Below are 20,366 nucleotides of genomic sequence, written 5' to 3' on the forward strand. Positions count from 1 at the left end.
AGTGATAGAATGGGTGCAGTTAGTGATATAAGGGTAAAATCTCCTTATAAGATACTGCAAGTAGAAGATATTACTATTGAGAATAAGCCTAATAATCATGGATACTTATATTTAAAGTGTCTAATAGATGATAGTTTTCAATGTAATACAACTATTAATGCCGATTCAGAAGATAAGATATATGTTTATGAAGAAACTGACTATAATAATTTATTGTTTTGTGGAATAATAAAAACAATAAATACTACTAAGTACGACAATGATTATTATTTAGAAATTGAAGCAATAAGCTTAAGTGGCATGCTAGATACAGAGGTAAAAAGTAGATCATTTCAAAATATTGAGATGACATATGAAGAGCTAGTAAAAGAAGTTATTACTGATTATGTACCTTATGATTTTGTATTTTCCGGAGAAAATAACGTGAGGATAGGTAAACCTATTTTTCAGTATAAAGAAACAGATTGGGAGTTTTTAAAGCGGATTGCTAGTGAAATAGGAGAAACAATAATTATTAATAGTAGTAATGAAAAGTTTTTATTTAGTTTTGGAAAAGAATATGCTAAAAGTTATTGTATAGAAGATGATACATATTATAAAGTTGGTAAGGATTTAAAGAGTTTTTATAAAGCTGGAGGCTATGAAGCAGGTTTTCATGATACCGATTACTTTTATTATGAAATTAATAGGAAAGAAAAATATAATATAGGCGATAAAATAACCTTTAAGAATAAGGAGTTATATGTTGAAAGATATAAAGGTATAATAGAAAATGAAGAAATAATATATAAATATCGTTTATGTAGAAAGAATGGAATTTGGGTTACTAAAAAATATAATGATATGATAGCCGGTGCTTCATTAGAAGGAGAAGTACTAGCTGTTGATGGTGAAAATGTAAAGGTTAAGTTAGATATTGATAAGAAACAAGAAGAAAAAGGAAATGCATGGTTTAAGTATTCTCCACCTACTGGTAATGTTATGTATTCTATGCCACTAGTAGGCACAAAGGTTGATTTATATTTTCCAGATGAAACGATGAATGATCCCATTATTACAAATTGTATAAGAAGTAATGGAGGCAGCTGCGAAAAAACAAGTGATAGTAGTAAAAGATACTTCGGAACAGAACACGGTAGTGAGTTAGAAATGACTCCTAATGCCATTAATATAAAGGGAGGCTGTAAGGAAAATCTAAGTATAAGTTTTGACGATAATGTTGGAGTAATATTAAGTAGTCCTAAAAAGTTAACATTGAAAGCTGATGAAGAAATAATATTTAATACTCCCAAAGAAGTAAAAATAAAAGGTACAAGTCAGGTATTAGTTTTAAAACCAGAAAGCAGTAGTGGTATATCAGTAGAAAATGAGTTTCATATATTAGGAGAAAATGTAGTACAAGATGGTCAGATAAGAGAAACTTATGAAAAATTTGATGATGAACCTAAGAAAGCAGATCCACCTGAGGAAGAGCCTTTTCAATGGGGAAAATTATTTACAAATGTGTTAGCAGGATTAGCAGTAGTGGCAGTAGCAACAGTAGCAATAGGATTGGTTATTGGTACAGGGGGAGTAGGACTAGCAATGATGGCAGGTGCTGCTTTATCAGGTACAATTGCTGTAGGAACAATGGCGGCATCGGATATAATTAGTGGTAAAGTAAGTAGCATGTCGGACTATGTACTTGGTGCAGCGCGGGAAGCATTTATAGGAGCAATATCGGGAGCAGTTTTTGGACCAGTTGGTGCTTTAGAAACATTGACAGGTAAGATGTTATTTGGTGGAGCTACAGGAGTCTTTGAAAGTGTCTTGAGACAGTTAATTCAGGATCATAAAATAGATATAGGAACACTAATTTTTGATGGAATGATAGGAGCAGCTACAGGAGGTATTTTCCACGGATTAGGAAAGGCTGCAAAAGGTTTAGGAAGTAAATTTAGCAAAGCATTCCCGGGAATAAGTGATGAATTAAGAAATTGTTTTAGAGCACTAAGTGGAAAATCGAAAGATGATTTAATAGCGCTAGGAAGATACATAGATGATATAGTAAATAGATTGAACCCTAAAGGCGTAGCAGTAGATGCCTATGGAGGAAAATATTCACTGCCTAATGATAAAAGTACTTTTGAGGACTTTATAAATTATATTGTTGGGCATGGAGATGATTCGGTAGGAAAAGTTAGTGAGACCAGCTATGTGAAGTCAATAGCTGATTTGAAAAATACAAAGAATTTTACGAAAAATGCATTGAAGCATATTTTAGAAGGGGAGATAAACAAAAGAGGAAAAGCAGTAGGATTTCATTATGAAGGATTTCCTACAGCAAAAGGCAAAATAATAGAAGGCACTAAGTCAGTACCTGATGAATTAGGTATTTATACTGGAAGGGTTGAAATAAGTGGCATTGCTAAAACTGCAAATGGAGGAAAGTCAACATTCTTCCCAGAAAGCTGGACTGCTCAGGATATTGTAGATGGAATCAATGAAGCTTATAATAATAGAATATTTAAAAGTGGAAATGAATTTTATGGATATACATCTAAAGGATTGAAAATTAGAATGTATATTGACGTTAATTCTGACAAGATAATTAGTGCATTTCCTGACTTTAGTGTAGGAGGATTAAGATGAAGATAAATTATAAGAAACGATATTTATTTTTGGATGGTAAAAAAGACGATATTTTATTTGAATTCAATAATAAGTATATGTTGATATCAACCTTTTTATCAGCAGATGTCACACCATTTGAGGATTATGTTAAAGAGGGCTTTGATAAAGTGTTAAGTGGAGAAAGTGACTATGAAGAGCTAAATGGAAATGTGTGTGGTGTTGAGATTCATAAGGATAAGACGCAGATATATGATAATTTAGCTGAAGATGGTATGGGAAACTGGTGTGAAGTTGACACAAAAGATTTAAGAGAACTTGTGGACATATGGTGTAAAGAGGTTAAGAAATTTAAAGAGCAACACAAATAAGCCATTAAAGAGATGAAATTTTTTAATAGCTTAATAATGAAATATATAATTTTAATGAGGATTATGACATAGGTTCATAGTCCTTATTATCTCTCATAATGGCATAAATAATATGTGTAAGTTTATGAGCTACTGCGCCCACGGCAGTGAGATGATGCTTACCTTCACTACGCTTTTTGTTATAATAATCATTAAGTGGGCTTTCGTGTAATGTACAAGTTGAAGCACATAGGAATAAAGCTCTTCTGAGATAAGGAGAACCACGTTTTGACATTTTATTATTATTAGCTAAGAATTGTCCGGATTGTTTGACAGTTGGATCAATACCAGCATAAGCAACTAAAGCTTTAGCACTTTTAAACCTAGTTATATCACCAATTTCACTAAGAATAATGGCAGCAGTTACTTTACCTACTCCAGGTATAGATTCAAGATGAGAATCAAATTGATTATAATAAAATTCGATTTCCTTGTCTAAGTCTTTAATTTGATTTTCAATAAATAAAACTTGCTTAATTAACTGTTTAAGTTGAAATTTAAAAGCATTCTGTGCAAATTTTATTCCAAAGGTATTTTGCGCAGATTCCTGAATCTTTTCGGCTTTGGCAAAGCCAAGCTGTCCTCGGCTATGTTCTTTCAAAAAGTCAGCCAATTTATTAGTATCAAGTTCGAGAAAGTCTTCAGGAGTTTGATATTTTTCTAATAATTTTTTAGAGCTTATGCCCCAAGTGTCAGAAAAAAGTTTTTCATATTCAGGAAATATCTGATCAAGAACAGTAATAATTCTACATTTAAGTTCAGAAACACTATCTACTAAAGAAAGTCTATATCGGCATAATTGTTTTAAAGATAGTATTTTTTCGTCTGCTAACTGGGTAGTAGTAAATCTTCCAAATCTGATAACTTCAGCAATTATAAATGAATCTTTAGTGTCATTTTTAGTTTGTCTGATATAAAGATTTCTAAAGCTATCAGATTGAATAGGGTTAATTACATTAATAGTGTAGCCCTTTTCTAGTAAAAAAGAATAAAGGGAAAGCCAATAATGTCCAGTAGCTTCAAGACCAAAGACAACTTCTTGATTTCCTATATTTTTATAAATATGATCCATAAGTTTGTTAGCACCATTATGAGAATTTGTGAATTTTATAGATTTACCAATGATAACCCCAGTATCATCAATAATAGTAGCTTCATGATGATTTTTACCAATATCAATTCCTATAATATACATAACACCAACTCCTTATAAAGTTTAGATAGAATCCTCTATACAATGCAAGTTACATCCTGGTTCGACATACGAAGAATTATAAAATTTATAATCTACATCCAGCTTATACGCAATATCTCGCAGAGATGAGGTAACAGTCTCAATAACGAGGTCATAATATAAAAATGCCTCAAGGGGGCGTAAGTAAACCTCTATCTATACGAGAATATTGTCTCAAAATAAGAGGGATTAAACAATATAAACAGAATAATTAACTTAAGATATTATTAGAAAAATAATTTAAGTTTTTGATATGATTGTTGTTTAATCCTTACTAGCTTATCATACCAGGGGGTAGGTAATCCTAAAATAGATTATAAAAAAGTATTTTTTGATGAATATCCTGATTTAAAGGGAAAGGTAGTAGTTCATCATGGTATGGAACAACAAGTATTAAGAAAACCTCAGACAAAAGGATTATTTACAGAATTCGAGATGCATTCATTAGAAAATTTAAGGGGGATTCCAAAAGAAATAAATTCTGATTTACATTTATCTAAAATAAGAAAAGAGTGGAATAGATTTTATAAAGAATTTCCTAATCCGACTAAAGAACAGTTACTAAATAAAAGATTAGAAATTGATAAAAAATACGGGGATTTATTTAATCCACCACTAAAATAGGAGATGATGAGTATGTATTTATATATGTTAGAACCAGAAGTAGCAGGAGAAATAGGAGAAAATACTATATATGACAATTTTGAAGATATAAGATATACAGGCGCTAAGCCAGAAATATCTAAGTTACATTTTATATTTTCAGGATGGTTGGGTGATGATATCATAGAAAGTACGCCATGTTTTATAGTAACAGAAGAACTAAAGAGAAAGATTGAAGAAAGTAAGCTAGTAGGATATGAATTTCAGAGTGTAGAAATTTCATTAAGTGATGAATTTATTGAAATGTATCCGGAAAGAGAGTTACCTAAATTTAAAAGGCTGATTCCAAAGGGAAGGGTTGCTATAAAATATGAAAGTTATACAGAGTGGACAGGAGAAGATTTTAATTTTTCAGATAAATCCTATCTTGTAGTTTCTCAAAAAGCATTAGATATAATTAATGAATTTAATATAGATAATTGCGATATATATAAATTAAGCCCGAAAGAGGATGCAAAATAAAATATCTGTTAACTGCATAAAGAATAAAAACATAGCAAATTATCTAAATCAATCAAGGTGAGAAAAATAAATACTGTATAATTTTAATAATGCAGTGGATAGAGGGCAAAGGGGGAAGAGTGGTAGATAAAATGAAAAAGTAAATTCTAGTTGATGAAACTAAAAATACTTTCTAAAATTCTTTACCACCTTATCCCCTTTCAACCTAAAGTAAAAGAAAATATCGTTGTAAATGAAATACTGATACTTCAATTACAACGGTATTTTTTTTGTTTATGTAAATTACCTAATGTAGAAATTAAAGATGTAGCATGATAAAATTAGATTAACAGATTAAGGAAAATTAAGGGTGAAAAAGTAGCTACATAACACTAAAAATGGTAAGTAATTAGAAATAGCTGAAAAATAGTGTAAGGTATTGAAAACACTAGATTTATAGAAAAGACAGACTCTGCCCCAAGGGGGATACACAAGCTAAGACTAAGCAAGTTAAAAAAGGACTTCCAGATTGGCTTAAGGAAAGATTTAACCAAGGAAATCAATTTAATAAAGACAATAGACCTAGATATGAGTATAATGAAGTAAGAGTAACTAAAGATGGAAGTGAATTTAGAGTAGATTCATATAACAGAAACTCAGAGATAGTGTCAAGAAAGTTTACACAACTAGGAGAAATTAAGGAAGAAACGGCTATATCTTATCTAAATGAATTAGATAAAAAATATTCGCCAGGAACAGAAATAATTAATGGGGCCTTTAATCCAAAAGAATTAGGTGGATTAACGTTAGAAGGTCAAATGATATTAGAAATCCCAGTACAAAAATATGATATTCCGGCAAAAGTTTTAGAGAAGGCAAAAGAATTGCACATAGTAATAAGAGATGTCGAAGGGAAGGTGTATAAGTAGTGGAAATAAGATATTGTGAAAGATGGTCATTATTCTATAAAGAAGCTCATAAGTATATAAGTGAAGATGAAGCTTGTAAGAGGCATGCTGAGAGAAAAAGTTATACTGCTATTATTGTTGAAAATGATGTAGAGAAGTATATAATTAATGTAGCTGGAGCATGGGTAAGTGTCTACTTTTTAGATAAATATAAAAGAAACTATTTATATTATTCATTTAAAGAGGTTGAAAAAAATAAACTTTTCCTAAATGAGTCATCATACTGGGAGTATGATGGAGAGAGCGAAAAAGTTTTAAGCACTATGCATTTTACTTTTTTACAGGATGGAAATACAATTATGAGTGAAAAAAATGAAATAACAGGAGAAGTGGTGCAAAAGGAAGGTAACTTTAGTGTTGAAGGGAATTGGGATGTATATCCTGCATTTGCAAGATATAATAGTTTATGTAGAGAACAGAGAGAATAGAATAAATCTAAATGCAAAAAATAAAAAAACTAACTGTGTAAAAATGTTTATTTTGAAGATATTATAGTATTATAAGAATACATGAATAGTGAATGTCCACATAATTTTAATAATGAAGTGGATAGAGGGCAAAGGTGGGAGAGTGGTAGATAAATTTAAAAAGTAAATTCTAGTTGATGAAACTAAAAATACTTTTTAAATACTTTGCCACCCTATCTCCTTTTCAACTTAAAAGTTAAAGAAAATATCGTTGTAACTGAAATACCGATACTTCAATTACAACGGTATTTTTTGTTTATGTAAATTATCTAATGTAGAAATTAAAGATGAGGCTTGATAAAATAAGGTTAGCAGATCAAGGAAAATCAAGGCTGAAAAGTCACTACTTAACAGAAAAAATGATAAGTTGTTGAAAGTAGTCTTAAAAAGTAATTTTAAAAGTTTTCTTAATAATTGTACCATTAGTATCAATAATAGTTACTTTATGAGTAAATTTTCCGATATCAATACCAGCAATATACATAATAAAACCTCCAAATAAGTTGATTTTATAGATAGTCCTTAAATCCTCTATGAGTTACAACTTAGTTAGACATAAGAAGAATTATAATAAATATAACCAACATCCAGCTTATTCGTAACATCTCGTAGAGATGAGGTTCTCAGTCTCAGGGACGGAAATTAAATTTCAAGGGGGCGGAGGACATCCTCTATCTATACGAGAAATTATTGCCTCAAAATTAGATGATTAAACATCGTTATATTACTTTGGGAGGATTAAGCAAATAAAGGCTTTAGAAGTGATTCCTATAATAGCTTAACATACTAGGGAGTAAGTAAAGTTGAAAAAATTATTTCAAAAATAGATGAAATAGAAGTAAAGTTTAATTATAAGACTAAAAATGCTATATTGATAGGTTCAGGTTTTTATGACGCAGATTTTAGAAAAGCAATATTAATTAATGCAGATGTTAGTTCAACAACATTTGAAGGAGTTTTAATAAATGGAGCAAAATTAAGTGGAGTTAAAGGAATATTAGAGGCGACTATAAAAAGCATTGATGTCGGAACAAGAGAAAATCCAATAATTATAGAAGGTAATCAAGCTGTACAATGCTTATTAAGCAGGAGCTTATTAGATTAATGAAATTAAAGTATATTGTAATTTTAAATATTACCCAAACTTTTGAGAGAATAAATTTGCATATATGTAATACTTATTTGAATGCATTATAAAGTATTAATTAACTGCATAAAAATAATAATTGAGATACTATAATAAGATTATGTTATAGGAACAATGGCTGCATCAGATATGATTAGTGGCGAAGTAAGTAGTATGTCGGATTATATATTTACTGGAGTACGAGAAGCAATTATAGGAGCAATATCGGGAGCAGTAATGGGAGGAGTTTTTGAAAAACTAGGTGTTTCTTTAAGCACACTGACAGGTAAGATGTTATTTGGTGGAGTCACAGGATCCTTTGAAAGTGTCTTGAGGCAGTTAATTCAGGATCGTAAAATAGATATAGGAACACTAATTTTTGATGGAATGATAGGAGCAGCTACAGGAGGTATTTTCCACGGATTAGGAAAGGCTGCAAAAGGTTTAGGAAGTAAATTTAGCAAAGCATTCCCGGGAATAAGTGATGAATTAAGAAATTGTTTTAGAGCACTAAGTGGAAAAGCGAAAGATGATTTAATAGCGCTAGGAAGATACATAGATGATATAGTAAATAGATTGAACCCTAAAGGCGTAGCAGTAGATGCCTATGGAGGAAAATATTCATTGCCTAATGATAAAAGTACTTTTGAGGACTTTATAAATTATATTGTTGGGCATGGATATGATTCGGTAGGTAATCGTGTTTATCAACCAAGTCCAAAACATGACCCAATTTCAGGATGGGGAAGTCCAAATCCAATTCCAGATATAAAGACAGGACAAGAATTATTAGATACTGCATATTCATCATCTAAAAACAAACAGTTGTATAATTTCTATGATGGCAAATTAATTAAGTTTCAGCCAGATACAGTAAATGGATGGCATTCATATTTAGTTGAAAATCCAGCAAAAGAGGTACCGGTGGATGTATTAAGACAAATGCTTAAAGATGGTAAAATTACAAAGGTTCAATATAAAAATTTTATTAAAAATAACTAGAGGTGATAAATATGAAATGTTTTGGAATAAAAAATGTATTTGCAATAGAATATGAATTGTATAACTCTAATAATGGAAGTTTAGAAGTTTGGGTAGATAATAAATCTGTATGTAATTTTTTGAAAGATGGTGAAATTTATAAATATAAGTGGGATTTAGTGTACGTTATAGAATGGTTATGCAAAAATAAGGATAACATAATAAATGAAATTGGATTTCCATTACAAGTTAAAGCAGAAACTTCTATAGAATTCTATAATAAAAGTGGAGAGTTTGATTCAGATGATGCTGATGAGTTTGATGAATGGTTTGAAAAAAGGCAAGAGTGGTATTTTAGGCATTCATGGTATTCTAATAGAGGAGGTTCGTATTTACCAGACATTTTATTTAGAAGAGTTAATGATAAAATAGAAGTAGAGTGGGATAATTCAGTTTTATATGATGGAATAAATTTCATAAATCCTAAGGGTATATATTATGTGGATATTTCTTTATTTCAACAGGTGATTAATGGTTTTGTAGAAGATTTTTTTATACAAATATCTAATTATACAGAAGGAAATAAAATACTTGAAAAGTTAAATCAGATTGATTAAATATATAAAGTAGTTAGTACACTTCTGATTAAATTCAGAAGTGTTTTTTTGAAAAATATAGTTATCTTCAAATAAAATATATGAATATAGATGGTATTAATAAATTATATATGGAGGTATTTTCCACGGATTAGGAAAGGCTGCAAAAGGTTTAGGAAGTAAATTTAGCAAAGTATTCTAAGAATAAGTGATGAATTAAGAAATTGTTTTAGAGCACTAAGTGGAAAAGCAAAAGATGATTTAATAGCGCTAGGAAGATACATAGATGATATAGTAAATAGATTGAACCCTAAAGGCGTAGCAGTAGATGCCTATGGAGAAACATATTCATTGCCTAATGATAAAACATACAATAATCCAATAATTGAAACTAAAAGCTAAAAAGTGTATCATATTACTTATAAATACAAAATACCGTTATAAAGGGGATGGGAATTTGGGATTTTTTACACCAGCAGAGAATGCTTCAAATTTTATTAATATTGGACTCAAAAAGACTACAGAGAAGCCTATAAAAATATTCTTATTAGCAATGATGGCAGGTGCTTTTATTGCTATTGCTGGATCAGGAGTAGGGGTAGCAACTCATGCTATTAGTAATGCTTCTTTATCAAAATTGATAGGAGGAGTACTTTTTCCTTGTGGATTAACAATGGTCATTCTTGCGGGATCAGAGCTATTTACAGGAAATATGTTAATCTCTATTTCGTGTCTAGAGAAAAAATCAAAATGGAGTGGAATGATTAAGAATCTTATTATAGTGTATTTGGGTAATTTTGTTGGTTCAATTTTAGTTGTGTGGATATTATCAATTGGTAAACAGTGGGATTTATCATCAGGACTTTTAGGTGCTATGACAATAAAAACAGCAGTGGCTAAAGTATCATTACCATTTGTATCAGTTTTAGCACTTGGTATAATGTGCAATTTCTTAATATGCATAGCAGTATGGATTGCATCAGCAGCAAAGGATGCTGCTGGGAAAGTTATAGGATTATTTTTACCAGTAGCTTTTATGATTTTTTGTGGATTTGAACACTGTATTGCCAATATGTACTTTATACCAGCAGGTATTTTTGCACTTAATAATCCTCAGTATCTTAATAAGGCAGTTGAATTAGGTGTTAATGTAGATAAGTTAAGCTGGGGGACATTTATAACTAATAATTTAATACCAGCGACTATAGGAAATATAATAGGTGGACTTTGTGTTGGTTTAGTTTATTGGGCAGTATATTTAAATAGAAATAGAAATCTTATGGAGAATAAAAAATCAGAAAAGGAAACAGCGTAGCATAATACATAAAAAACTTTCCTCGGTGTAAACTACCTAAGGAAAGGATGTGATTTTTATGGTTAATAAGCAAGGGTCATCTAACCCAATGCAAAAAGGAACAAGAAGACAAAAACTTCATGAAAATCAAAATAACGTAGGAAATCCTAAAAAGAGTTCAGGGTATGAAGATTTTAATGGAAATCCTATAGAATAGGGATAGAACAGGGCGTTTTGCAATAAAGTATGCAGTGCCCTGTTTTTATAAAAGAAATGATTTTATTGATATAACAGGGAAATATACAGAAGAAGCTTTTAGAAAAGAGGTTTGATATCACAAACCTCTATTGTTCTTCTAATATAAATTTATTAATGACTTCAGCAACGCCATCTTCTTCATTAGTTTTAGCAACATAATTAGCAGCTTCTTTTACAAAGTCAAAAGCATTGCCCATAGCTACACCAAGACCAGCTGACTTGATAAGATTCAAATCATTACCAGCATCACCAACACCGATAGTTTCTTTTATGTCGATTCCAAGTTTTTCTGCAAGCATAACTAAACCTAAGCCTTTGTCCACTTCTTTTGGTAATATTTCAAGGAAGTGTTCTGCACTTCTTACCACATTATATTTTTCATATAACCATGAAGGAAGCTTTTCGATTGCCTTATCTAGTTTTTCAGGATGATCTATGAACATTATCTTAATATAATCTTCACTACCAACTAATTTTGAACTATCTTCATAATATAGATAGATATCATTCATGAAAGCTTCTAAAACAGAATATTTTGAGATATCTTTATTTGGTGTTAATACAGCATCTTTTGTTAAAGCATGGATGTGTATATTTAATTCTTGTGATAAGTTGTATAATTCTTCAAAAGATTCTTTTGGCATATGGCATTGATATATTACATTTTCAGTTTTAGTTTCAAGAACTAGTCCACCGTTGAAAGATGAAGCGATGTCACCATCTTCTAGAAGATTAAGCTCTTGTAAGTATTTGCGTATTCCATTTATAGGTCTTCCTGTTGATAATACTACTTTTACTCCTTTAGCTTTTGCTTTAGCGATTGCTTCTTTAACAGCTGGAGATACAGTTTTGTCATCTCTTAAAAGAGTCCCATCCATATCAAGGGCTATTAGTTTATACATAAATGACTCCTCCTATGTTTAACAAGTTTATAATAATTATATCATCTAAATATAAATAATAAGAGAAAATATATCGTATTTTCATAAAAAAATTCTATATTTATAATGTTATAAAGATAAGTGTAAAAATCCATTGAAAATAGCTATAGTTATTTGATATAATGAAGTTTGTTGTTGGGCGAGGAGGAAAAAATATGACTACAAGAATTGCCATATTAGGTGGACCAAGATGTGGAAAAACTACATTGATACAACAATTATATGTAGATATGAAGATAATGGGCAAAGATGTAGGTTTTGCTACAGAATATTCAACTGATTATTTAAGAGATAAAGGTATGATAGAAACTATCTCTGAACAGTATGGAATATATCTAGGCCAATTAAAAAGAGAAAATCAGTTAAGTGTTTATGAGTATGCTCTTACTGATTATGCTACATTTTTACCATATATTTATGGTAGGTTCATGTTAGGAAATAAAAAGCGTACTGTAAAAGAAATAGAAATTCTCAAAGATTTATATAATTTAGCTTTAAATGATATAGGAAAATATGACTATATATTTTTTCTTCCAAGAGAATTCGGATATGAAAGAGATGGAGTTAGATGGCAAGATGAAGAAACTGCATTAGCTGTTGATAATGCAATAAAAGCATTTTTAGATAGTGAGAATATAACTTATCGAGAAATAGATGGAACAACAAAAGAAAGAACGGAAAAAATTATAGATATTTTAGATTTAAAAAAGGATGAAAAATAGTTATTAAGATAAGAAAGGATGAAAGCGGTTTGAGTAATATAAAGAGTGAAATTGATAGAAGAAGAACCTTTGCAATTATATCTCACCCGGATGCAGGTAAAACTACTATTACTGAAAAGTTACTTTTATATGGAGGAGCTATAAGAGAAGCTGGATCAGTAAAAGCAAGAAAGGCATCTAAGCATGCAGTATCTGACTGGATGGAAATTGAAAAACAAAGAGGTATATCTGTTACTTCTTCAGTATTAGAATTTAGTTATGATGGATTTAAAATAAATATATTAGATACACCAGGACACCAAGACTTCTCAGAAGATACTTATAGAACATTAATGGCAGCAGATGCAGCAGTAATGGTTATTGATGGTGCAAAAGGTATAGAGGATCAAACAAGAAAATTATTTAATGTATGTTCATTAAGAGAAATTCCTATATTCACTTTCGTAAATAAGATGGATAGAGAGACTAAAGATCCATTTGAACTTTTAGAAGAATTAGAAAAGGAACTTGGAATAAAGTCATATCCAATGAATTGGCCTATAGGTAGCGGAAAAGAGTTTAAAGGTGTTTATGATAGAGTTGGAGAAAGAATTATAGCTTTCGATGGTGGAAACCATGGTTCTACTCAAGCTCAAACAATAGAGGGACATCTTGGAGATGCTGAGTTTGATGATGTTTTAGGCGGACATCTTCATGAAAAGTTACAAGAAGATATAGAACTACTTGATATGGCTGGAGATGAATTTGACTTAGAAGCTGTTAGAGAAGGAAGATTAACACCAGTATTCTTTGGATCTGCATTAACAAACTTTGGTGTAGAACCATTTTTAAAGGAATTCTTAAAGCTTACACCACCACCACTTGCTAGAAATTCATCTAAAGGTGAGATTGATGTTTATAATGAACCATTTTCAGCATTTATCTTTAAGATTCAAGCTAATATGAATAAAGCACATAGAGATAGAATAGCATTTATGAGAATTTGTTCAGGAAAATTTGAAAAAGGTTTAGAAGTTAAACATGTTCAAAAGAATACTAAAGTGAAGTTATCACAACCACAACAATTCTTGGCTCAAGATAGAGAAATTATAGATGAAGCATATGCTGGTGATATTATCGGTGTATTTGATCCAGGTATTTTTTCAATAGGTGATACACTTTGTGTAGGTGATAAGTTCAAATTTGAAGGTATTCCTACATTCGCACCGGAACACTTTGCAAGGGTTAGACCTGTAGATACTATGAAGAGAAAGCAATTTGTAAAAGGTGTTACTCAAATAGCACAAGAAGGTGCTATTCAGGTATTTAAAGAATTACGTATTGGTATGGAAGAGATAATTGTAGGAGTTGTTGGTGTTCTACAATTTGAAGTTTTAGAGTATAGATTGAAAAATGAATATAATGTAGATATTAAGATGGAAAGACTTCCATTTAGAAGCATAAGATGGATTGAAAATACTGAAACTCCACTAGATAAGTTATCACTTACATCTGATACTAAGTTAGTTAATGACTTAAAAGAAAGACCAATTCTTTTATTCCAAAGTGATTGGGCAATATCATGGGCTTTAGAGCATAATGAAGGATTAACTTTATCAGATATAGGTAAAAGCGAAGAATAATATATTAAGCAAATTATTTTCTCATCATATTAGTGATGAGAGTAATTTGCTTTTTTTATTTTTAAATATAATTTTGTTAACTTTGACAGGGTGAAATGATTTATAATATATGGTAAAGTAGAATAGAAGGGGTAGAATATTGACAAGTGTTTTAAAACAACGTATAATATAGTATATAAAACAACTTAAAGGTAGGGGATTATAGTGAATGTAGCTTTTTTTCTTACTCCCAAAACGGAAGTTATTTATGAAAAAATAGATGCAACAATGAGACAAGTACTTGAGAGAATGGAATATCATAGATATACGGCAATTCCACTGATAGATAATGAAGGTAAGTATGTTGGAACAATAACAGAAGGGGATTTATTATGGAAACTTAAAAATACTCCTGGGTTAGATTTCAAAAATACAGAAAAGGTTTCAATAAAGGATATTTCAAGAAGATTTATTAATCATCCTGTTTCTATAAATGCAGAAATTGAAGATTTAATTTCAAAGGCTATTACTCAAAATTTTATTCCTATAGTAGATGATGATGGAATTTTTATAGGGATAATAAAGAGAAGTGATATAATTAACTATTGCTATGAAAAAATAAAGAAGTAATGGGGAATATAGCCTTATCTATTTTATCTTTAGTTTTAGATTTATGTAATATAAGAGTTTTAACTCCATGATCTTTTGTGTGTTCTAGATAAGGCCTAAATGAAACATATTTTGATTTATTAAATCTATTCATAGAATTAGTAATGGAATGTTGAGGTTGTAAAAGAATTAAAGTTCTTTTACATAGTTTAGTATATCCTATAATAAAAAAATTATTAGCTTTGCTAATAATTTTTTTTTATATTATAAAGAGATTCATAAATTAATAGAATAAGTCCTAGTGAAAGAACGACATTAATTAATATAAAGAAGTTGGAAAAGAATAATAAAGTAAAAATTGAAAATAGAAATAATACTAATAAGAATAGTAATATTTTCATTGTATGCCTCCTAAAAATAATTTGCTAAAAATATAGTAACCTAAAATAACATACATTATTCATAAATGTATGGGTACAGTTGCAAAATGTATGTGGTGAAATATAATAGAAAGTGAACTTTTAATTAATAGAAAATTTATAGAAATAAGAATATGGAGGGGAAATATGGAGAAAGGTTTAGCAAGAAGAGGAAAAACTTATGATTTGGTACTTACAGGTATTTTTGCTGCATTAATATTTGTAGTAACATATTCAACACACTTTCCTTTTCCAACAATGGGTATAGGGCCTAAAATTTTAGTACATTTAGGGGATGCAGCTCTTTATTTAGCTGTTATCATGATAGGAACTAGGAGAGGAACAATAGCATCAGCGCTTGGTATGGGGATGTTTGATCTTTTAAGTCCATATGCAATATGGGCACCTGTAACAGTAATTGCAAAAGGTGGAATGGCACTTATTGCTGGATTGTTTATTAATGGTAATAAGAGAGAAGGAAAATCAGTTAAGTTTAATATAATTGGTGGTATTATTTCTGGTATATATATGATAGTTATATATTGGATAGGTGGAGCTATAATAACAATATTAACTACAAAAAATGTAGGGCTTGTAACAAGTTTAATTGCTAATACAGAAGGAATACCAGGAAATATAATTCAAGTAGTACTTGGTATAGTTATAGCATTGCCATTAGGAGTTGCTTTAAATAAAGTTAAGAAAAGATAAAATTATTTGAATTCACAATTTGCAATTAAGGTGAAAATTCCTGCGGAATTTCTTATAAAATAAGTGCGATGATATTAGCGTTTGGTATCATCGCACTTATTTTATAATTAGATATTTATATTAGTATCTGTTCTAATTAGGTAATGGTGGAGTGATATCAAAGAATAACAACACCTAAATATAACAGTTTTCTACGCTAAATTTTAAGTATAATTGTTAATTGACAATTGCGGTGTAATAGGGATATACTAATATGAGGTATAGAACAATATATGATACAAGGAGGAGTTTCGATGAGTGTTATTGATACACTATTAGAACGTGGATACATAAAACAATTTACTCATGAACAAGAAACAAGAGAGTTATTAGATAAGGAAAAAATAACTTTTTATATAGGCTTTGATCCAACAGCGGATTCATTACATGTAGGACATTTTATAGCTATGATGTTTATGGCACACATGCAAAAGGCAGGGCATAGACCAATAGCTTTAATCGGTGGGGGAACAGCAATGATTGGTGATCCTTCAGGAAAAACTGATATGAGAAAAATGCTTACAGCAGAGCAAATTCAACATAACGTTGATTCAATAAAGAAACAAATGGGAAGATTTATTGATTTTGAAGATGATAAAGCATTAATTGTAAATAATGCAGATTGGCTTTTAAACTTAAATTATGTAGAGTTTATAAGGGATATTGGTGTTCATTTCTCTGTTAACAGAATGCTTACAGCGGAATGTTTTAAACAAAGAATGGAAACAGGTCTTACATTCTTAGAATTTAACTATATGTTAATGCAAGGATATGACTTCTTAGTTTTAAATCAAAAGTATAATTGTATGATGGAACTTGGTGGAGATGACCAATGGTCAAACATGATTGCTGGTGTTGATTTAATAAGAAAGAAGGAAAGAAAGCCAGCTTTTGCAATGACATGTACATTGTTAACTAATTCTGAAGGAAAGAAAATGGGTAAAACTGAGAATGGAGCATTATGGTTAGATCCAGAAAAGACTTCTCCATATGAATTTTATCAATATTGGAGAAATGTTGGTGATGCAGATGTTGAAAAATGCTTAGCATTATTAACATTCTTACCAATGGATGAAGTTAGAAGATTAGGTGCTCTTAAAGATAAAGAAATAAATGAAGCTAAGAAGATATTAGCATTTGAAGTTACAAAGCTTGTTCATGGAGAAGAAGAAGCTAAGAAGGCTCAGGAAGCATCAGAAGCATTATTTGGAGGCGGAATAAATTTAGATAATGTACCAACTGTTAAAATATCTAAAGATGATTTAGGTCAAGGTATATTAGAAGTTATTGCTAAAACAAAGATAGTGCCATCAAAATCAGAAGGTAGAAGACTTATACAACAAGGTGGAATTTCAGTAAATGGTGAAAAAGTTACTGATCCATTCTTTGCAGTTGTAGAAGAAATGTTTGAAGATGGACATATGATGGTTAAAAGAGGTAAGAAAAACTTCTATAAAGTAGAAATAGAGTAAGTTTATTTTGATAAAGGAATTCATTTATGAGTTCCTTTATCTTGTTTATTTGTCATTATTAATCACTATTATAAAGTAATATAGATAAATTTACGATAAATAATTAATGAGCTAAGGTGGTGAGAGTATGGCAAATATATCAAATTTAAATAGACTAAATAGTAGCAATACTGGAATTAATGAAAAAAAGATATCATTTTCAAAGGGTGATATTTTTAATGGAAAGATAAAGACAGATTCATCAGGTAAAATTGTAGTAGAGCTAAAAGATGGATGGATGTTTGAAGCATTATTTGAAGGAAATGTAGAAGAAAATTTTGATAAAGAAGCTTTTTTAAAAGTAGTTGGATACTCTAATGGTAAATTAAAATTACAAGTAATAGATAATTTTGAAACTGATTATAAAAAAGATTCTAACGAAGAAGTTATCGAAGAGGGTTTTAATCTTAAGAGTATTGGGCTTAACAAGGAAGATATGAGTTTTATAAAATCTTTGTTAAAACATAATATACCTTTAACTAAGGAAAATGTATCAGATATAAAAAGTTTAATAAACTTTAGAAATAGATTAATAAATAATAATGAAGAGTCAAGTGAATTTATAAACAAATTTTTAATAAGTAAGGATATTTCTAAAGATTCTATAGAAGGAAAGAATATAGTAAAGGCATTAGAGGGATTTACTGAAAAATTTAAAAATTTGACTGACGATGATATTTTATTATTAAAAAATAGCGGTATAGATTTTAATGAGGAAAATATTAAGGCGTTAGATGTTATTAAAAAAGATAATGGAGTTATAAAAACCTTAAGTGATTTAAAAGATTCTATTTTTAAAGATGGAGAAGTAATAGAAAATTTTAAAAAGGATATAGATTTAATTGAAAGTAATGATAAGAGTCAAAGCTATTTGTCTTTAAAGGATATTAATGAAAAATCAGAAATAATAACTAATACTAATAATCAAAACTCTAAAGAGATAGTTAATGATATAAAAAAAATAAATGTATTTGAGAAGTATTTTAGCGAAGATAAAATAGAAGATAGTATTAAAGAATTTATAAATACAAATAATAATGAAGATAAGGGTAATATCAATGAATTTTTAAAATCGAGTCTAAAAGACATAATTGATAAGCCTATAGAGAAAATTTTAGATAAATTAAATAGTAATGAATTTAATAATGATGAGAAAGAAATTATTAGTAAATTTAAAGATTTTATTTTAGACAAGTTTAAAGATGATGTATTAGAGCTAAAATCTAATAAGGAAAACATAAAAGAAAGTATTGAGCTGCAAAGTAAAGATATAAAGGACTTAGTTAAATCTTTATTAAAAGAAAATGTTGATGTTGATAAGGTAGTCACTACATTTAAGGATCAATTTACTGCTATAAAAGTGTTTAATAACTTAAGTAAGGAAATGTATATACTAGATGTTCCCGTTAAAGTTAAAGAGGATACTTATGATTGTAAGCTAATTGTTAAAGATGAGAGAGGCAAAGGGAAAAAAATTGATTCATCGAATGTAAGATTATTTGCGTCTGTTTCTACAATCAATATGGGAGATGTTGATGCAATTATTAGCGTTTTGGATAAGAATCTAAATGTTAATTTAAAGATAAAAGATGAGTTCATTAGCGTTATTGAAAAAAGTAAGAATATTTTAGTAGATAGATTAAGAGAAATAGGATATTCACCAGTTATTAATGTTACAGAAAGAACAGAAAAGACAGATGTATCTAGTGTTATAGATTTATTAGAAGAAGAATATAGTAAGGGGTTAAATGTGAGGGTTTAAAATATGAAGAATTTAAAGAAAGCTGTAGCATTAAAATATGAGGCGGCTAATGATGCACCTACTGTCACTGCTACTGGAGTCGGGAAAATTGCAGAAAAAATACTATCTACAGCAGATGAAAATAGTGTTCCGATAGTTTATAATAAGGAATTAGTTAATATGTTAAGTAATGTAGATATCGGTGAATCAATACCGGAGGAGTTATACGAAGCAGTTGCTGAGATATTAGCATATGTAATGGATGTAGATAGAGAACAAAAAGGAGGATGATAGATTGAGTTTATATGCAATATCGGATTTGCATTTAGCTTTTAATGTGGATAAACCTATGGATATTTTTGGACCAAAGTGGGAGAATCATGTAAGTAGGTTAGAGGATAATTGGAGAAAAAAGATAACTGATGAAGATACAGTTCTTATAGGTGGAGATATATCATGGGGAATGAATATGGATGAAACTATAGAAGAACTTAATTGGATTAATAAGTTACCTGGGAAAAAGATTATTATTAAAGGAAATCATGATTATTGGTGGAACAGTATAACAAAGCTTAATTCAATGTATGATAATATGAAATTTATTCAAAATAATAGTTTTTCCTATGAAGATTATGGTATTTGTGGTACAAGAGGATGGATTATAGCAGAGGAAGAAAATGCTTCAGAGCATGATAAGAAAATATATAATAGAGAATTATTAAGACTTAGAATGTCTTTAGAGGATGCAAGAAAAAAAGGATTTACAAAATTAATCGCAATGATACATTATCCACCGATACTAGAGGAAGGCAATAGAACAAAGCTTGTAGAAATTCTAGAGGAATATAACGTAGAAAAAGTTATATATGGACATATTCATGGTCAAGGGTTATCACGAGCATTTAAAGGTGTTGTGGGATCTTGTGAATATATATTAACTTCTGGTGATTTCATTGATTTCGATCCAATAAAGATAATTGAATAAAAAAGATTGAGTCATTAATCAATAGAAATTTGTTAGTAA

At 29.6% G+C, this 20,366-nt stretch carries 21 protein-coding genes; 19 read left to right on the forward strand and 2 right to left on the reverse strand.

The window, feature by feature from the left end; genetic code table 11:
- Positions 1-9: 9 nt before the first annotated feature.
- Positions 10-2,631: an EndoU domain-containing protein gene (locus KQI30_RS07255; RefSeq protein ID WP_216462631.1), complete on the forward strand. Its 2,622-nt coding sequence runs from the start codon at positions 10-12 to the stop codon at positions 2,629-2,631.
- Positions 2,628-2,981 (forward strand): hypothetical protein, encoded by a 354-nt coding sequence (locus KQI30_RS07260; protein WP_216462632.1) that lies wholly within the window; start codon positions 2,628-2,630, stop codon positions 2,979-2,981. The genes KQI30_RS07255 and KQI30_RS07260 overlap by 4 nt, the downstream gene beginning before the upstream one ends.
- A 61-nt stretch (positions 2,982-3,042) precedes the next feature.
- On the opposite strand, the gene KQI30_RS07265 is transcribed toward KQI30_RS07260, so the two are convergent.
- Positions 3,043-4,215, reverse strand: a complete 1,173-nt coding sequence (locus KQI30_RS07265) for an IS110 family transposase (RefSeq protein WP_216462633.1) — start codon at positions 4,213-4,215, stop codon at positions 3,043-3,045.
- A gap of 417 nt (positions 4,216-4,632) precedes the next feature.
- Between KQI30_RS07265 and KQI30_RS07270 the strand changes: the two genes are divergently transcribed.
- The 9 genes from KQI30_RS07270 (at position 4,633) to KQI30_RS07315 (ending at position 11,007) form a co-directional block, all read left to right on the forward strand.
- Positions 4,633-4,878 (forward strand): hypothetical protein, encoded by a 246-nt coding sequence (locus tag KQI30_RS07270; RefSeq protein WP_216462634.1) that lies wholly within the window; start codon positions 4,633-4,635, stop codon positions 4,876-4,878.
- A gap of 12 nt (positions 4,879-4,890) precedes the next feature.
- Positions 4,891-5,379 (forward strand): hypothetical protein, encoded by a 489-nt coding sequence (locus tag KQI30_RS07275; RefSeq protein ID WP_216462635.1) that lies wholly within the window; start codon positions 4,891-4,893, stop codon positions 5,377-5,379.
- 644 nt (positions 5,380-6,023) lie between these two features.
- Entirely contained in the window at positions 6,024-6,287 is a 264-nt protein-coding gene (locus KQI30_RS07280; protein WP_216462636.1) for a hypothetical protein, read from the forward strand.
- On the forward strand, positions 6,287-6,754 hold the full coding sequence (locus tag KQI30_RS07285) for a hypothetical protein (RefSeq protein ID WP_216462637.1): 468 nt from the start codon (positions 6,287-6,289) through the stop codon (positions 6,752-6,754). The genes KQI30_RS07280 and KQI30_RS07285 overlap by 1 nt, the downstream gene beginning before the upstream one ends.
- A 910-nt stretch (positions 6,755-7,664) precedes the next feature.
- Complete coding sequence (locus tag KQI30_RS07295) at positions 7,665-7,898, forward strand: pentapeptide repeat-containing protein (RefSeq protein WP_216462639.1); 234 nt, start codon at positions 7,665-7,667, stop codon at positions 7,896-7,898.
- 156 nt (positions 7,899-8,054) lie between these two features.
- The gene (locus tag KQI30_RS07300) at positions 8,055-8,921 is read left to right on the forward strand and encodes a hypothetical protein (protein WP_216462640.1); all 867 of its coding nucleotides are present in this window, start codon (positions 8,055-8,057) and stop codon (positions 8,919-8,921) included.
- Positions 8,922-8,932: 11 nt separating this feature from the next.
- Positions 8,933-9,517, forward strand: coding sequence for a hypothetical protein (locus tag KQI30_RS07305; protein ID WP_216462641.1), 585 nt, complete (start codon positions 8,933-8,935; stop codon positions 9,515-9,517).
- Positions 9,518-9,953: 436 nt separating this feature from the next.
- The gene (locus KQI30_RS07310; RefSeq protein WP_216462642.1) at positions 9,954-10,811 is read left to right on the forward strand and encodes a formate/nitrite transporter family protein; all 858 of its coding nucleotides are present in this window, start codon (positions 9,954-9,956) and stop codon (positions 10,809-10,811) included.
- Positions 10,812-10,869: 58 nt separating this feature from the next.
- Complete coding sequence (locus KQI30_RS07315; RefSeq protein ID WP_216462643.1) at positions 10,870-11,007, forward strand: clostri-philic family protein; 138 nt, start codon at positions 10,870-10,872, stop codon at positions 11,005-11,007.
- A gap of 127 nt (positions 11,008-11,134) precedes the next feature.
- On the opposite strand, the gene yidA is transcribed toward KQI30_RS07315, so the two are convergent.
- The gene (yidA, locus tag KQI30_RS07320) at positions 11,135-11,950 is read right to left on the reverse strand and encodes a sugar-phosphatase (protein WP_216462644.1); all 816 of its coding nucleotides are present in this window, start codon (positions 11,948-11,950) and stop codon (positions 11,135-11,137) included.
- Positions 11,951-12,144: 194 nt separating this feature from the next.
- On the opposite strand from yidA, the gene KQI30_RS07325 reads away from it, so the two are divergent.
- From KQI30_RS07325 to KQI30_RS07360, 8 genes are all read left to right on the forward strand, one after another.
- Positions 12,145-12,711, forward strand: a complete 567-nt coding sequence (locus tag KQI30_RS07325) for an AAA family ATPase (RefSeq protein WP_216462645.1) — start codon at positions 12,145-12,147, stop codon at positions 12,709-12,711.
- Between the two features lie 29 nt (positions 12,712-12,740).
- A complete protein-coding gene (locus tag KQI30_RS07330) occupies positions 12,741-14,333 on the forward strand; it encodes a peptide chain release factor 3 (protein WP_216462646.1) in 1,593 nt (530 codons plus the stop codon).
- Between the two features lie 204 nt (positions 14,334-14,537).
- Positions 14,538-14,942, forward strand: coding sequence for a CBS domain-containing protein (locus KQI30_RS07335; protein WP_216462647.1), 405 nt, complete (start codon positions 14,538-14,540; stop codon positions 14,940-14,942).
- Positions 14,943-15,487: 545 nt separating this feature from the next.
- Positions 15,488-16,051, forward strand: coding sequence for an ECF transporter S component (locus tag KQI30_RS07340; RefSeq protein ID WP_216462648.1), 564 nt, complete (start codon positions 15,488-15,490; stop codon positions 16,049-16,051).
- Between the two features lie 293 nt (positions 16,052-16,344).
- Positions 16,345-17,562, forward strand: a complete 1,218-nt coding sequence (gene tyrS / locus KQI30_RS07345; protein ID WP_216462649.1) for a tyrosine--tRNA ligase — start codon at positions 16,345-16,347, stop codon at positions 17,560-17,562.
- Positions 17,563-17,689: 127 nt separating this feature from the next.
- Entirely contained in the window at positions 17,690-19,363 is a 1,674-nt protein-coding gene (locus tag KQI30_RS07350) for a hypothetical protein (RefSeq protein WP_216462650.1), read from the forward strand.
- A 3-nt stretch (positions 19,364-19,366) separates the two neighbouring features.
- Positions 19,367-19,633, forward strand: coding sequence for an EscU/YscU/HrcU family type III secretion system export apparatus switch protein (locus tag KQI30_RS07355; protein WP_216462651.1), 267 nt, complete (start codon positions 19,367-19,369; stop codon positions 19,631-19,633).
- A 4-nt stretch (positions 19,634-19,637) separates the two neighbouring features.
- Entirely contained in the window at positions 19,638-20,327 is a 690-nt protein-coding gene (locus tag KQI30_RS07360) for a metallophosphoesterase (RefSeq protein WP_216462652.1), read from the forward strand.
- Positions 20,328-20,366: the final 39 nt, after the last annotated feature.

This window comes from Clostridium bornimense, assembly GCF_018917145.1.
Taxonomy (GTDB): Bacteria; Bacillota; Clostridia; order Clostridiales; family Clostridiaceae; genus Clostridium_AN; species Clostridium_AN bornimense_A.